Below are 15155 nucleotides of genomic sequence, written 5' to 3'. Positions count from 1 at the left end.
TCAGTGCAGTGCTCCCATGAGCAGGATCAGGCTGGCGCAGATGCAGCTGTAGAGTGCGCCCTCGAACAGCGCTTCGTGCCAGACCAGGCGCAGCACGCCGAGGCGACGCAGCGCCCAGTCCAGCAGCAGGAAGATCGGCAGGGCGAGGAGCAGGGCCTGGGCCAGTGGCGGTAGATAGACGCCGCCCAGTTCGATATCAACGGGCATGGAGCGGTTGTTCCCCGTGGTCGTCGTGGAAGCGCGCGGCTTCGCTGTAGAGGTCGCGGAAGCGCTCCAGCAGGGCGGCGGCTACCAGGAGCGCCACGCCGCTGACGAACAGTGGGCGCATGGCCTCGCCGCCGGAATGAGAGTCCTGGCCTTGCAGCTCGTCCAGCTCCGTGCCCAGCTCACGCATGGCCTGCAAGACCCGTTGCAGGGGCGCCGCGGGGGGCTGGTCGAGGCAGGCGGCGAGTTCGTCGAGCACCAGTGACAGGCGTTCGCGCAGCGCTTCCGGCAGGCCGTCGGGGTTGAGGCTTTCGCGCCGCAGTTGGTGCAGCACCACGCCCAGGGTCATGCTCGCCAGGCTGCACTGGAAACGCTCGCCGGACTGGCTGTCGCGGGCCGCCGGCAGCAGCCCGAGCATGATCGCCAGGCGGTCGACCATGCGGCTCTCGAACAGGAAGCGGCGCGACTCGCTGGGCTTTGACAGCAGCACCGCGCGCACCTCGGCACGGGTGCGCCGCGACTGGCGGCGCAGGCGCGCGTCGGCGTCGAACGGGAAGACCCAGGCGTACACCAGCAACGCCAGTACGCCCGCGCAGACATAACCGCCGGCGAACTCGAACCATTGCAACGAGGTGTTGATCCAGGCGCCCTGGTTCTGCGGGCCCACTAACAGGAAGGTGGACAGCCCCAGGCCGATGCCGATCCCGGCGGTCTGTGGGTTGGCCAGGCCGACGGCGATCACGTAGAGCAACGGGGTGAGGAACAGCGCGAGCATCTCGAAGTCGCCGACGCTGGGTAGCAGCAGGAACTGCAGCAGCGCCGCCGCCACCAGCGCCAGGGCCAGCCCGCGCAGGTACGCCTGGCTGGCCAGCAGGGGGCGCGGGAAAGTCGCCAGCATGGAACAGAGGATGCCCACCAGGATCATCCCGGCGCGGGCGCCGTCCCAGGCGGTCTCCACCCAGATCCAGCCGGCGCAGCACAGGGCGATGAAGGCGCGGCTGGCGTTCATCGCCGCGAGGTGGAAGTCCAGGTGCAGGGAATGGGCCTGGCTGCGGTGGGAGATGCGGTTACCTGGCCGACCGTCCTGGATTGCATCGCTCAGCTCGATCATCTCGTCCAACTGCTGCATCAGCCGCGCCTGCTCGATGCGCAGCGCCCAGGCCAGGGAGCGCAGCGAGGTCGGCAGACCGTCGGCCAGTTCCTCGGCCTGGCGGGCGGCGGCGTCGAAACGCTGGCGCAGGCGGGTGATGCGCTTGCGCACCGGGGTGGGCAGGGCACGGCCGTACTCGGCCAGTTCTTCCAGGCAGGCCAGTTCATCCTCGCGCAGACGCTGCACCGACTCCGGGATCGGCCCCGTGAGGCGGGCCTGGATCAGCTTGCGCTGCCGGCGCAGGATGGCCAGCCGCGAGGTCATCAGCACCAGCTGGTTGGCCAGCAGCTGCACCAGTTCGTCGGCGCCGCGCAGGCGCGGCGCATCGAAGTAGAGGTGGCGGCGCAGCATCTCCAGCGCGGAGATTTCGCCCAGCAACTGGATCTGCCGCTGCTGGAAGTCCTCCTCGGCTTCCTCGCCGCGGATCACCGCCGCGGCATGCACGGCGATCAGCCGGATCAACTGGTCGACCTTGGCGAAATAGCCCCGCGCCACGCTCTGCGGACGGGCGAAGAACAGACTGACCAAGGTCACACAGGCCACCCCGAGCAAGGTCTCGGTGACCCGTGTGATGGCCAGGGTGTAGGTGGAATCGGGGGCGGGCTGGGCCAGCAGGGCGACGATCACCGCGGTGAAGCCGCTGAGGACGAAGGCGTGGGAGTGGGTGAAGCGCAACAGGGTGCCGCCGGCGGTGCAGATCGCCAGCCAGGCGGCCAGGGTGACGATGAAGGGCAACGGCGCCTGTGGGAAGAGCGCCATGATCGCCACGGCGACGATGGCGCCGATGGTGGTGCCGATCACCTGGGAGAAACTCTTCTGCAAGGTCATGCCGGCCAGCGGGGTGCTGATGATCACCACCGTCATGGTTGCCCACTTGGGCTGCTCCAGGTCCAGCAGGAACGCCAGGTACAGGGTCAGCAGCCCGGCCAGCACGGTGCGCAGGGCGAACAACAGGGTGTCCCTGCCCGGATGAATGACAGCGCGCAGATACAGCAGCAGCGATGGCATGCCGGCCCCCTCGTGTCGATGTGACGAAAGCCCCGGCGCAGGGCCGGGGCTGGTCAAAATAGTGTGGTCGAGGATTGCCGAGGTTGCGGGATTTCTTCGCGCTTCAGCCGACGCTGTCCAGCGATTGCGCCAGGCGCTCCTGGATGAAGTCGAGGAAGCACTGGATGCGCAGAGCCAGCTGCGAGTTGCGGTAGTACACCGCGTGGATTGGCTGGCGGCGTTCGCTGGTCAGCTCCGGCAGCACGCGCACCAGGCGCCCGGACTGGATGTCGGCGCAGGTCATGAAACTTGCCAGGCAGGCGATGCCCTGGCCGCTCAGGGCCAGCTGGCGCAGGGTCTCGCCACTGGAGGCGGAGAGCCGCGGGGTGATCGCCAGGGTGTCGCCGCCGGCATGCCGCAGCGGCCAGATGTTCAGCGCCTCCGGCTGGGTGAAGCCGAGCAGCGTGCGGCCCAGCAGGTCGTCCAGGTCGGCCGGCATGCCGTGGCGTTCCAGGTACTCCGGCGAGGCCAGCAGGTTCAGCCGGCTGCTGCCCAGGGGACGGGCGTGCAGGCTGGAGTCGGCGAGCTGGCCGATGCGGATGGCGATGTCGGTGCTCTGTTCCAGCAGGTCGATGTTCAGGTCGTTGGTGTTGAGCTGCAGTTCGATGTCCGGGTAGCGCTCGCGGAAGGCGCCGATGTGCGGCACCACGGCGTGCAGCATGAAGGGCGAGGCGGCGTTGATCCGCAGGCGCCCGGCGGGGGATTGCTGGCGCAGGGCGAGGCGTTCTTCGAGGGCATCCATCTGTTCGAGGATGTGCCGCGCGTGCTCGAGGAAGAACTCGCCTTCTTCGGTGAGTTTCATCCGCCGCGTGGTGCGGTTGAGCAGGGTGGTGCCGAGCTTTTCCTCCAGCTTCGACAGCGCACGGCTGACCGCCGAGGGGGTCAGCCCCAGTTGCTCGGCGGCGGCAGTGATGGAGCCGCAGTCGATCACCGTGGCGAAGGTCTTGAGTTCGTCGGAGTGGGCTTTCATCGGCGGGCCTGTTGGGGAGCGGCGGGGTGGATTGTAAGAGTGTGATCGGTGCGTTGGATTGAAGATTTGATGTCCCTTGTAGGAGCGGACCTTGTCCGCGATCACGGTCATGGCCCGCTCCTACGAAGAGCCGTCCAGCGCCCGCGCAAGTGCGCTCGGCGCCAGCCGTGCCCTTCAGCAATCAGAACGTCCCCGGATAAGCCCCGCCATCGAGCAACAGGTTCTGCCCGGTCAGATAGCCCGCCTGCGCGCTGCACAGGAAGGCGCAGAACGAACCGAATTCCTCGGCGGTGCCGAAGCGACCGGCGGGAATCGCCTTGCGCTCGGCATCCACCAGTTCCCCCTCGTCACGCCCGCTGAGCTTGGCGGCGCGCTGGAGGCCGCTGCGCAAACGGTCGGTATCGAAGGAGCCGGGCAGCAGGCCGTTGATGGTCACGTTGCAGCCGGCCACCCGAGGCTGACGGGCGAGGCCGGCGACGAAACCGGTCAGGCCGCTGCGTGCGCCGTTGGACAGGCCGAGCGTGTCGATCGGTGCCTTCACTGCGCCGGAGGTGATGTTAACGATGCGCCCGAAGCCGCGCGCGGCCATGCCGTCCACCGTGGCCTTGATCAGCTCGATGGGGGTGAGCATGTTCAGGTCCAGGGCGCGCAGCCAGTCCTCGCGCTCCCAGTTGCGGAAGTCACCGGGTGGCGGGCCGCCGGCGTTGTTGACCAGGATGTCCACCTGCGGACAGGCGGCCAGCAGCGCGGCGCGTACATCCGGGTCGCTGATGTCGCCGGCCACTTCGCGCACTTCCACGCCCAGCTGGCGCAGTTCGGCGGCGGTGGCTGCGAGGGTATCGACGTCGCGGGCGTTGATCGCCAGGTTCACGCCCTCGCGGGCCAGCGCCAGGGCGCAGCCCTTGCCCAGGCCCTTGCTGGCGGCGCAGACCACGGCCCAGCGGCCCTTGATGCCTAGATCCATGAGGTTCTCCTGTTCGGTGTGAGTGGCCGGAGCGTCAGGTTATCGGTCAATTCCACGCGCGGCGGGGCTGAGATGTAGGGCGTATAACGTTCGACGTTATACGCCGTTTGACCATGGCCGCCGAGCGCTGCAGGGCTGGCCACGGAGCCGCACTTTCAGGACTCTCCTGGCTTGGCCAAGGCACCGGCGATACGCAGGGTGTATCGGCGTACAACCGCGAACGGTTGTACGCCCTACGACGTGACCGCCGGGGCCGGCAGCAGACTGATCCATTTACCGCCGCCTTCGCCGGACTTCAAGCGGCGCAGTGCTTCGGGCAACTCGGCGAACTCGAAGAACTGCTTCGCCGGCGGCTGCAAGCGCCCGTCGGCGACGCCCTGCATCAGGCTGGCGGCGGCGCGGCGCAGCTCCCGCCAGTCCAGCGCATCGCCGTGGGCATGGATGCTGTTGAGCGCCACTTCATGTAGCGAGATGGCGCTACTGAAGGCCGGCAGCGGGGCATGTTCCTGGCGGTCCTGGATGCACACCAGGTGGCCGTTGTAGCCCAGCAGCGGAGCGAGGCTGGCGGCGTGGCTGCCGCTGACGGTGTCGAACACCCCGTGCAGGCGGCGCGGGCCGAGGGCTTCGCGCAGGCGTGCGGACCATTGCGCGTCGCGGTAGTCGAAGACGCCGGCGATGCCCAGTTGCAGCAGGTGCTCACGGTGCTTCGGCGCGGCCGTCACCCACACGCGCAAGCCGCGCTGCACGGCCAGTTGTGCGAGCAGATAGCCGACAGCGCCACCGGCGCCGGTCACCAATACGTCACGGTTGCCGCAGGCCGGCAGCTTGTCCAGCGCCTGCCAGGCGGTGAGGCCGGGGCAGGGCAGGCTGGCGGCGGTGGCGTCGTCCAGGGCGTCCGGCACCGGGTACACCGCGTGGGCGCGCAGCAGGGTGTATTCGGCGAAGCTGCCGCCACGGGGCAGCGCCTGGTGGTAGGCAACACGGGTGCCGACCCGCAGGTTCACCGCGCTGCCGGCAGCTACGACCCGGCCAACGCCATCCACGCCAGGCACCTGGCCTTGCTGCCAGTCGTCACGACCCCAGTCGATCATCTTCCAGTCCACCGGGTTCAGCGCGATGGCGGTGTTGGCCAGCAGCACCTCGTCCGGGCCGGGGATGGGCAGCGGCAGACGCGCCAGCTTCAGGCCGTCGAGGCTGGCGCCGGGCGTCCAGGTCCAGGCGGCATAGTCGTTGAGGGCATAGTCATTGAGATAGCTGGTTGCACTCATGAAGATTCCTTGGGAACGGGAAAGCCGCCCGGAAGGGGCGGCTGACTGCGGGTGATCGATCAGTCCCAGGCCGGGGCCAGGCTTTCCGGGCTGGTGATGCGCTCGTTGCGATCCAGCGCGGCGATGGCGGCCATGTCGGCGTTGGTCAGGCGCAGGTCGACGGAGCGCAGATTGCTTTCCAGGTTTTCACGCTTGGTGGACGACGGGATCACCGAGTAGCCGAGCTGCATCGCCCAGGCCAGGGTCACCTGCGCCGGTGTGGCGCCGTGGCGTCCGGCGATTTCGTCGATCACCGGGTCGCTTAGCACCTTGCCGTAGCCCAGGGTCATGTAGGAGGTGAGGTGGATGCCCTGGCTCCGGGCGAACTCCGCCACCTTGCGGTTCTGCAGGTAGGGGTGCAGTTCCACCTGGTTGGTGGCGATCTGCCCGGCGCCGACGGCGGCGATGGCTTCCTGCATCAGCGCGATGGTGAAGTTGGACACGCCGATCTCGCCGGTCAGGCCCTGGGCCTTGGCTTCTGCCAGGGCGCTCATGAACTCGGCGACCGGCACTTGCCCCTTGGGCGAGGGCCAGTGGATCAGGGTCAGCTCGACGCGGTCGGTGCGCAGCTTGTGCAGGCTTTCCTTGAGGCTGGGGATCAGCTTGTCGGCGGCGTAGTTCTCGGTCCAGATCTTGGTGGTCAGGTACAGCTCGTCACGCTTGACCCTGGCGCCTGCGATGGCTTCGCCGACGTCGGCTTCGTTGCCGTAGATCTGCGCGGTGTCGATGGCGCGGTAGCCCAGGTCGATGGCGGTGCGGATCGAGTCGATGACGGTCTGGCCCTTGAGGCGGAAGGTGCCGAGGCCGAAGGCGGGGACGCTCATGGAGGAACTCCTTGTGGTCGATCAGTGAGTGGGAACCGCGCCAGGGGCGGTCGGTTCCATGGATGTGCGACGGTCCAGACGGCCGCTCAGGGCGGTCAGGCCGAAGGCGGCGAGCGTTACCACGGCGGCGATCCAGGGCGTATGGCCCAGGCCCAGGTGGCTCACCACCAGTCCGCCGGCCCAGGAACCGCCGGCCACGCCGAGGTTGAACGCGGCGATGTTGAAGCCGGCGGCCACGTCTACCGCTTCCGGCGCCACACGCTCGGCCTGCTGCACCACGTAGACCTGCAGGCCGGGTACGTTGCCGAAGGCCACGGCGCCCCACGCCAGTACGGTCAGTACCACCAGCCACGGGTTGCCGGCAGTGAAGGTCAGTACCAGCAGCACCGCCGCCAGCAGGCCGAAGATGATCTTCAGCGCGCTCACCGGACCGCGTTTGTCGGCCAGGCGACCGCCCCAGATATTGCCGATGGCCACCGAGACACCGTAGGCCAGGAGTACGGCGCCGACCATGTTCGGGCTGAAACCGGCCAGGTCCTGGAGGATCGGCGCGAGGAAGGTGAAGGCGATCAACGAGCCGCCGTAACCCACGGCGGTCATCGCGTAGACCAGCAGCAGGCGCGGCTGCAGCAGTACGCGGGCCTGGCGCAGCAGCGGGGCCGGTGGGGTGTGCTGGATGTTCTTCGGCACGAACAGCAGGCTGCCGAGCAGGGCGATCACGCCGAAGGCGGCGACCGCGAGGAAGGTCACGCGCCAGCCCAGGTGCTGGCCGATGAAGGTGCCCAGCGGGATGCCGGTGACGAAGGCCACGGTCATGCCGCTGAACATGGTGGCGATGGCGCTGGCGGCCTTGTCCTTGCTCACCAGGTTGGTGGCGATGATCGAGCCGACCGAGAAGAACACGCCGTGGGCGAGGCCGGTGAGGATGCGGGCGATGATCAGCGATTCATAACTCGGCGCCTGCCAGGCCACCAGGTTGCCAACGGTGAACAGCGCCATCAGGCCGACCAGCAGCGCCTTGCGCGGGATGCGGCCGGTGAGGGCGGTGAGCAGCGGGGCGCCGATGGCCACGCTGAGGGCGTAAAGGCTGACCAGCAGGCCGGCGGAGGGTAGGGTGACGCCCAGGTCGCCGGCGATGGTGGGGATCAGGCCGACGATGACGAACTCCGTCGTGCCGATGGCGAAGGCGCTCAGGGTCAGCGCCAGGAGTGCGAGGGGCATGGGGTGGGACTCCGGATAGTGGAATGCGATGGAGGGCATTCTCCCGATTCGGTCCCTTGAGAAAAACGCGGCGAACGGCAAAGGATAGTTGATCTCAAGTCACGAATTGATCGTCCGTCTAAGCTGGAACGATCCATGACGAGGATTCAGCCATGCATTACACCGGCACCTGTCACTGCGGCGCGGTGGCCTTCGCCTTCGAGGCGGAACTGGATGAACTGGTGCGCTGCGACTGTTCGCTGTGCGCGAAACGCAATGCGTTGATGGCGACTGTGCCGAAAGGCCTGTTCCGCATTACTCGCGGCGAGCAGGCGTTGTGCCTGTATCGCTGGAACAGTGGGGTGGCGATGCATTACTTCTGCGGGACGTGCGGGGTCTACGTCTATCACCAGCGGCGCAGTAATCCGGGGCTGCTGAGTGTGAATGCCTGCTGCATCGATGGGTTCGATCCGGAGTCGTTGCCGTTGCGGCGGGTGGATGGCAGGAGCATGAGCACCGTTGCGGAGCCGACGGTGTAGGAGCGAGCTTGCTCGCGAACCGCCCCAGCGTAGAAGCCGCCAGGAAGAGCGTTCGCGAGCAAGCTCGCTCCTACAGGTGAACATCAGTGCATTGCTCTTGCGTAGGAGCGGACTTTGTCCGCGATGCTTTTTGCTCTGAGTGTTTCTGCGCCGCCTCGGCGTGCGTTGTGAGATTTGGTTTCGCCTCTCGGCGAGTCCCTTTTGTCAAACGACACAAAAGGAACCAAAAGGTCTTGCCCCTCCATCCGGTTTTTCGCTTGGGGCGAAAAATTCCCTCGCTGAATCGGAGTTTCAGGGGCACGCCACGAAGGGCCATCCCTGGCCCATCGCGGCTCTCGCGGCATCCATGCCGCTCAACCCCTGAAACTCCAATTCAACGAGGCCTCCTGAAAGGGGCAGTCCGGAGCGCTCGGAAATTTCTCTGGAAGTCTTCAGGAGCCAGGGCCTGTATGGTGCGTGCGCTCCCGTAGGAGCGGACCTTGTCCGCGAAATCCGTCGCGGATGAATCCGCCCTTATCGGGAAATGCCCAAATGATCCGCCCGCGTAGGAGCGGACTCCGTCCGCGATCGGCATTGCGCACCGTTGTCCGCTGGCATCGCCTGCGCGGGAGATTCCGCGCCCACAAAAAAGCCCCGCATTGCGCGGGGCTCTTTCATTCACTCGTCACTCAAGCATGCGGACGCAGCTCGGTGCTCAGGCCGGCCTGGGCGATCGTTGCAATCGCCTGCTCACGGGCGGCCTCGGAGTCGTACAGCTTGCTCTTCAGCAGTTCTGCACCGGTGTTATCGCGGATCACGAAGAAATTCTTGCCACCCGGCGACATCTGCCGCTTGAAGCGATCGACGCTGCCGCAGCAGCTGCGGAGGCTGCCGATGGCCTGCTCGGCTGCCTCCTGTGTCGGGTAGGCAAGACTTTCCAGCAGGGTGCCGTGGGCGCTGTTCTTGAGAAGAAAACGGCGGTTGCCGCTGCTGAGTTCCTTGATTTCATACCAACCGGGCATGTGTTGCTCCATATATCCGGTGTCAACGACCTGCGGGTGCTCCCGCAGGGTGACAGGCCAGTTTAGGAGGACGGACGTTCTATTTGTATAGGAAAAGTCCTACGAATCAGAGGGTTACTGTATCAATTTGTCTCCGCAGCTCGCCGGTGCGCCGGGCACCAGGCTGCAGCGACGGTTTGGGAGGCGGGAAATCGCGGGCAAGAAAAAGCCCCGCGCTGGGCGGGGCTTCTTCCTTATCTACCGAGCTACCGGGCTATCAGTTGCCCGCAGCAGCGGCGGCGGTCATGTCCGACACGCTCTCGCCACGTTGCCGGCTGAACTGCGGAGTCAGGGAGCCGACGATCATGCCGAGGGCGCTGCAGATCAGGCCGACCAGTTGCGGCGGCCAGAAATCGCCTTCCTGGTAGCCCAGTTCCAGAGATACCCAGCTGACCAGGCCGCAGGCGATGGCGATCAGGGCGCCCTGGGTGGTGGCGCGCTTCCAGAACAGGCCGAAGAACAGCGGCACCACGGCGGCGACCAGGGTCACCTTGTAGGCGTTGCCGACCATTTCGTAGATGCTGGCGTTGGACAGCAGCGCGAACAGGCAGGTGGCGATGGCGCAGCCGACCACGGTCAGACGCATGGCCAGCAGGAACTGCTTGTCGCTCATGTCCGGCAGGAAGCGCTTGAGAATGTTCTCGGTGAAGGTCACCGACGGCGCCAGCAGGGTACCGGAAGCGGTCGACATGATCGCCGACAGCAGCGCGCCGAAGAACATGACCTGGGCGAACAGCGGGGTGCGTTCCAGGATCAGGTGCGGAAGGATCATCTGCGAGTCTTCGGCAAGCCAGTGCTTGACCATTTCCGGATCGATCATCGATGCGGCATAGGTCAGGAAGATCGGCAGCATGCAGAAGCTCAGGTAGAAGCAGGCGCCGGCCATGGACGCACGGGCGGCGATGTTCTCGGTCTTGGCCGACATCACCCGGGCGTAGACGTCCTGCTGCGGAATCGAGCCGAACATCATGGTCACCGCGGCGCCAATGAAGGCGACGATATCCTTGGGCTCGAAGCTGTGCATGAAGCTGAACTTGCCTTCGCTGGCAGCCTGGCTGATCACTTTGGCGGGGCCGCCGGCCATGTCGCCGATCAGCCAGGTCAGGTAGACCAGGCCGGCGACGATGATGAGCATCTGCATGAAGTCAGTCAGCGCGACCGACCACATGCCGCCGAACAGGGTATAGAGCAGCACGATGACGGTGCCGATCAACATTCCCTGGGTGGTGGTGATGGCGCCATCGGACAGCACGTTGAAGACCACGCCCAGCGCGGTGAGCTGCGCGGCGATCCAGCCCAGGTAGGACGCGATGATCACCAGGCTGGTGATCATTTCGACGTTCGGACCGAAGCGTTGCTTGAAGAAGTCGCCGATGGTCAGGAGGTTCATGCGGTACAGCGGACGGGCAAAGACCAGGCCTACCAGCATCAGGCAACCGAAGGAGCCGAACGGATCTTCGATGATCCCGGCAAAGCCCTCTTCGATGAAGGTCGCGGGAATGCCCAGCACGGCTTCGGAGCCGAACCAGGTAGCGAACACCATCGCTGCGACCAAGGGGAAGGACATGCTGCGGCCGCCAGCCGCGAAGTCCTTGGAGTTTTTCACGCGAGTGGACGCGTAGAAACCGACACCTACCGTGATCAGCAGGTAACCCGCTACAAACCAGATCAGCATTCTTTCGTTCCGTTGGCTCGCCGGGAACCTACTGCCGAGTTGGAACTCGGGCCGAGGTGCCGCGACTGACAAGTTGTTTTTGTTGGGTTGCGCGGCAGCGGTTATCCGGTGCACCAGGCAGGGGGAGCCGGAGAAACGTAACCAGTTGCGTCAACGGGCCGCAGTCTGCCAAATCCGTCAAATATGTCAAACACTTGAATCGCTCATGAGTAAAAAAAATTACATCTCCGGACGGATGGTGCTCTTAAAGGATTGATTTGATTGGCTGCTAACGATTCTGGATGACCCAATAGTCGATTATTTTTTACGACCCCTGTTTGATAAGCAGAACATCTTCCAAGGCGCTAGGCTCTTGGCTCAGGGCATTGCCGAAGGACACTCATGTTCGATCACCCCGACCTCGCGCAATTGCTTTCCAGCTACGGCTATCTGGCGCTTTTCGTCGGCTGCCTGCTGGAGGGCGAGACCATGCTCCTGCTGGCCGGCCTCGCGGCGCACCAGGGGCTGATGGGCTTCGCGCCGGTGCTGTTCTGGGGCTGTGTCGGCGGCACCTGCGGCGACCAGTTGCTGTACTGGGCCGGCCGCCGCGCAGGAGGGCGGGCGCTGCCCTGGCTGCAGCGGCGCGGCCTGGCGGTGGAGCGGGTGACCGGGCTGATCGAGCGTCATCCGCTGCTGGCGATCTTCGCCGTGCGCTTCCTCTACGGCATGCGCCTGGCCGGGCCGCTGCTGATCGGCGCCAGCCGGGTGGCGCCGCTGCGCTTCTTGCTGATCAACCTGTTCGGTGCGTTCTGCTGGGCGCTGGTGTTCGCCAGCGCCGGCTACTGGGCCGGGCAGATGCTGGAGAGCTGGCTGGGCGATCTGAAACCCTACCGGCTGCCGATCCTGGTCGGCGTCGTGCTGCTGGGCGGTGGCTTCGAGCTCTGGCGGCGTCGGCGCGGCCGTCGCGCGCCGTCTTCCGCCGGTAAACCCAGGCAGTGAGCCGTGCCTTGATGTAGAGCGGTTTGGATTCGCGCCCGTGGCGATTAGAATTGCCGCTCTTTTGTTCAAGGATGCAGCCATGAGCCTCTACCAGCCCGGCATTCTCGCCACCCCGGTTCCCGCCCACGCCCGCCACCTTTTCTTCGACCTGACCTCGCTGCAGGACCTGCCGGCCGCCCTGGACCGCCTGGTGCAGTTCGCCGATGGCGAGGCGGCCGTCGTCGGTTTCGGCGAGTCGCTGGTGCGCGCGCTGGGTCGCGGTATCGAGGGTTTGCGCGAGTTTCCGGCAATCGCCGGCGTTGGCGTGGACAACCCGTCCACCCCGCATGCCCTGTGGGTCTGGCTGCGCGGCGAGGAGCGTGGCGAACTGCTGCTGCGCACCCAGCAGGTGCAGGCGCTGCTGGCGCCGGCGCTGGAGCTGGCCACGCTGACCGAAGCCTTCCGCCACGGCGATGGCCATGACCTGACCGGTTACGAGGACGGCACCGAGAACCCGCAGGATGACGACGCGATCGCCGCCGCCATCGTTGACAATGGCGTGGAAGGCCTGGCGGGTGGCAGCTTCGCCGCCATCCAGCAGTGGCGTCACCAGTTGCAGGATTTCGCCGCGCTGCCCCAGGCCGAGCGCGACGACATCATGGGCCGCCGCCTGAGCGACAACGAGGAACTGGAGGACGCGCCGGTGTCCGCCCACGTCAAGCGCACCGCCCAGGAGAGCTTCGACCCCGAGGCCTTCATCGTGCGCCGCTCCATGCCCTGGACCCACGACCAGGACGCCGGACTGATGTTCCTCGCCTTCGGCCGCACCCTCGACGCCTTCGAAGTGCAACTGCGGCGCATGAGCGGCCTGGAAGACGGCATCACCGACGCCCTGTACCGCTTCAGCCGCCCGCTGACCGGCGGCTACTACTGGTGCCCGCCGCGCAAGGATGGTGTGCTGGACCTGCGCGCGCTGCTCGGCTGATCTGTCGCCGCCCGCCGGAAGCCCCGCCACTGAGCGGGGCTTTTTTGTGGGCGCTGCTCGCGAACCGCACGGCACAGACTTCGCCAATGGCCCCCCGATCTTCCACCGAATTGGCTGTTGGCCCTCACCACCTCGGGGCGTAGCGTGGGCTCATCTCCCCACTGCCCGAGGAAAGCGCCATGCCCGCAGTCACTTCCCTGAAACGCCTGTTCGTTGGTCTTGGCCTGGCCCTGAGCCTGCCGGTCTTCGCCCATGGCACCGGCGAAGAGACGGTCACCACCCAGCAGGAGCACAAGCTCCCCGACGCCGCGGGCAAGAAGGGCCTGGTAATCACCGTTGCCTACGAGCCGGGGCAGTCCTCCGGCCCCCATGTGCACAGTGGCTCGGTGTTCGCCTACGTGCTCGAAGGTGCGGTGATCTCCCAGCTGGAGGGGCAGAAACCGGTGACCTACCAGGCCGGCCAGTCCTGGTACGAGGCGCCCAACACGCCGCACCTGGTCTCGCGCAACGCCAGCAACCAGAAGCCGGCCAAGTTGCTGGTGTGGATGTTGTTGGACGAGAACGCCCCGGTGCTCACACCGCTGAAGAAGTGAGCGTAGAAAAAAGAACCCCGCGTATTCGCGGGGTTCGTCGTTACGGCTTCAAGCTCACTCCGTCGCGCCGGGTACCTTGCGCGGGGCCATGAAGAACATCCAGGTCAGCGCCAGGAAGTACATGGTCGGGATGATGGTGAACAGCACCGCATAGTTGTTGTGGGTGACGGTGAGGATGTAGCCGACGATCTGGGTCATGAACATGCCACCAATCGCCGCGCACATGCCGCCGAAGCCGAACACCGTGCTCATCATGTGCTTGGGCGTGTAGTCCATCACCAGGCTCCAGATGTTCGCCGTCCACGCCTGGTGCGCACCCACGCCCAGGGCGATGGCGGCCACGGCGATCCACATGCCGCTGGCCTTGGCGGCGAAGACCACGCCGATTATTGCGCAGGCACAGATGAACATCGACAGCAGGCGCGCATGGATGGCGTTCATGCCGCGGCCGATCAGCCAGGACGACAGGATGCCGCCACCGATGCTGCCGAAGTCTGCGGTCAGCCAGATCAGCATCAGCGGGATGCCCATCTGGGTGACGCTGATCCCCAGGCCGTACTGCTGGTTGAGGAAGGGCGGCAGCCAGTACAGGTAGAACCAGAACACCGGTGCGGTCAGCGAAAGGGCCACGGCGAAGGCCCAGGTGCCGCGCATGCGCAGGATGGCGGAGAAGGGCACGCGCTCGGCTGGCGGCTCGTCGGCTGCCTGGATGTAGTCCAGCTCGCTCTGCTTCACCGTCGGGTGCTCTTCGGGATTGAAGTACTTCAGGCCCCACAGCACCACCCAGACGAAGCCCAGCGCGCTCATGCAGAGGAACGCCGCCTGCCAGCCCCAGGCTGCGAGGATCAGCGGCAGCAGGGCCGGGGTGAGCATGGCGCCGACATTGGTGCCGGCGTTGAAGATGCCGGTGGCCATGGCCCGCTCGCCGGCCGGGAACCACAGGCGCGTGGTCTTCACGCAGGCCGGGTAGTTGGCCGCCTCGGTCAGGCCGAGGATGAAGCGGCAGACCATGAAGCCCGCCGCCGAACTGGCCAGGCCATGGGCGCCGGTGGCGAAGCTCCACAGCAGCACGGCGAAGAAGAACGCACGCTTCACCCCGATGCGGTCGATCAGCCGGCCCTGCAGCACGAAGCCGATGGCGTAGCCGACCTGGAACCAGAAGTTGATGTTGGCGTAGTCCATGGCCGTCCAGGCCATTTTCTCGGCGAGCAGCGGCTGCATCACGCCGAGGGCGGCGCGGTCGATGTAGTTCAGGGTGGTGGCGAAGAACACCAGGGCGAGCATGCCCCAGCGCACCTTGCCGACGGCCATGGCGCCACGCACCTTGCCGAAGAAGGAGGAGCCGTGCGGAGCGACGGCGGCGAGGGGAGCGGATTGCGTATGGATCATGATCGGGGCCATCCGTTTGAGGCTGGCGAGCAGCCTTGGGAATTATTGTTGTGTCGCAAGCCGTGTGCGTCGCCGCCGGGCGGCGGGGAGGGCGAAAAGGCTTGCGTTGGCTGGCGGAAATCAGTGCGTGCGGCGGCGGCCGAGCAACGGGCACAGACCTGGCATCAGGCGGGCCGGGCGGGTTTGCGGAGAGGGAATGGAAGCGGCGGGGCGAAGGTGAGGTACGTACATGAGCAGTTACCCGTTCTTGAAATTGTTATGGATGACACGCAGGCCATCTCGCAGCGGCTCAGGGGCTTCTCCAGGGCAGA

Annotated in this window: 14 protein-coding genes; 4 read left to right on the top strand and 10 right to left on the bottom strand. The window is 66.1% G+C overall.

What is annotated here, in order from left to right:
* The 7 genes from O6P39_RS16090 to O6P39_RS16060 all read right to left on the bottom strand — a co-directional run bounded on the left by O6P39_RS16090 (window position 1) and on the right by O6P39_RS16060 (window position 7687).
* A complete protein-coding gene (locus O6P39_RS16090) occupies window positions 1-207 on the bottom strand; it encodes a DUF1656 domain-containing protein (RefSeq protein ID WP_275607506.1) in 207 nt (68 codons plus the stop codon).
* Window positions 197-2362: an FUSC family protein gene (locus O6P39_RS16085; RefSeq protein WP_275607505.1), complete on the bottom strand. Its 2166-nt coding sequence runs from the start codon at window positions 2360-2362 to the stop codon at window positions 197-199. Before O6P39_RS16085 ends, O6P39_RS16090 begins: the two co-directional genes overlap by 11 nt.
* Window positions 2363-2465: 103 nt before the next feature.
* Complete coding sequence (locus O6P39_RS16080; RefSeq protein WP_275607504.1) at window positions 2466-3371, bottom strand: LysR family transcriptional regulator; 906 nt, start codon at window positions 3369-3371, stop codon at window positions 2466-2468.
* Between the two features lie 181 nt (window positions 3372-3552).
* Window positions 3553-4335 (bottom strand): SDR family oxidoreductase, encoded by a 783-nt coding sequence (locus tag O6P39_RS16075; protein WP_275607503.1) that lies wholly within the window; start codon window positions 4333-4335, stop codon window positions 3553-3555.
* A gap of 233 nt (window positions 4336-4568) precedes the next feature.
* Window positions 4569-5603, bottom strand: coding sequence for a zinc-binding dehydrogenase (locus O6P39_RS16070; protein WP_275607502.1), 1035 nt, complete (start codon window positions 5601-5603; stop codon window positions 4569-4571).
* A gap of 59 nt (window positions 5604-5662) precedes the next feature.
* Window positions 5663-6466 carry a 2,5-didehydrogluconate reductase DkgB gene (gene dkgB, locus O6P39_RS16065; RefSeq protein ID WP_275607501.1) on the bottom strand — a complete coding sequence of 268 codons (804 nt, stop codon included), beginning with the start codon at window positions 6464-6466 and terminating at the stop codon, window positions 5663-5665.
* A gap of 21 nt (window positions 6467-6487) precedes the next feature.
* Window positions 6488-7687 (bottom strand): MFS transporter, encoded by a 1200-nt coding sequence (locus O6P39_RS16060; protein WP_275607500.1) that lies wholly within the window; start codon window positions 7685-7687, stop codon window positions 6488-6490.
* A gap of 152 nt (window positions 7688-7839) precedes the next feature.
* On the opposite strand from O6P39_RS16060, the gene O6P39_RS16055 reads away from it, so the two are divergent.
* Entirely contained in the window at window positions 7840-8205 is a 366-nt protein-coding gene (locus O6P39_RS16055) for a GFA family protein (RefSeq protein ID WP_275607499.1), read from the top strand.
* Window positions 8206-8873: 668 nt separating this feature from the next.
* Here O6P39_RS16055 and O6P39_RS16050 read toward each other — a convergent pair.
* A complete protein-coding gene (locus O6P39_RS16050; protein ID WP_275607498.1) occupies window positions 8874-9206 on the bottom strand; it encodes a hypothetical protein in 333 nt (110 codons plus the stop codon).
* Window positions 9207-9462: 256 nt separating this feature from the next.
* Complete coding sequence (locus O6P39_RS16045) at window positions 9463-10920, bottom strand: sodium:solute symporter family protein (protein WP_275607497.1); 1458 nt, start codon at window positions 10918-10920, stop codon at window positions 9463-9465.
* A gap of 381 nt (window positions 10921-11301) precedes the next feature.
* Between O6P39_RS16045 and O6P39_RS16040 the strand changes: the two genes are divergently transcribed.
* The 3 genes from O6P39_RS16040 to O6P39_RS16030 all read left to right on the top strand — a co-directional run bounded on the left by O6P39_RS16040 (window position 11302) and on the right by O6P39_RS16030 (window position 13455).
* Window positions 11302-11898 (top strand): DedA family protein, encoded by a 597-nt coding sequence (locus tag O6P39_RS16040; RefSeq protein WP_275607496.1) that lies wholly within the window; start codon window positions 11302-11304, stop codon window positions 11896-11898.
* 79 nt (window positions 11899-11977) lie between these two features.
* Window positions 11978-12862, top strand: coding sequence for a Dyp-type peroxidase (locus O6P39_RS16035; protein ID WP_275607495.1), 885 nt, complete (start codon window positions 11978-11980; stop codon window positions 12860-12862).
* Window positions 12863-13041: 179 nt separating this feature from the next.
* A complete protein-coding gene (locus O6P39_RS16030) occupies window positions 13042-13455 on the top strand; it encodes a cupin domain-containing protein (RefSeq protein WP_275607494.1) in 414 nt (137 codons plus the stop codon).
* 54 nt (window positions 13456-13509) lie between these two features.
* Here O6P39_RS16030 and O6P39_RS16025 read toward each other — a convergent pair whose 3' ends face one another.
* Window positions 13510-14844, bottom strand: a complete 1335-nt coding sequence (locus tag O6P39_RS16025) for an MFS transporter (RefSeq protein ID WP_275607493.1) — start codon at window positions 14842-14844, stop codon at window positions 13510-13512.
* Window positions 14845-15155: the final 311 nt, after the last annotated feature.

This window comes from Pseudomonas sp. PSE14 (genome assembly GCF_029203285.1).
In the GTDB taxonomy this organism is placed as follows: domain Bacteria; phylum Pseudomonadota; class Gammaproteobacteria; order Pseudomonadales; family Pseudomonadaceae; genus Pseudomonas.
The sequence above is the reverse complement of the archived record's forward strand: the minus strand, read 5'-3'. Positions and strand labels throughout refer to the sequence as shown.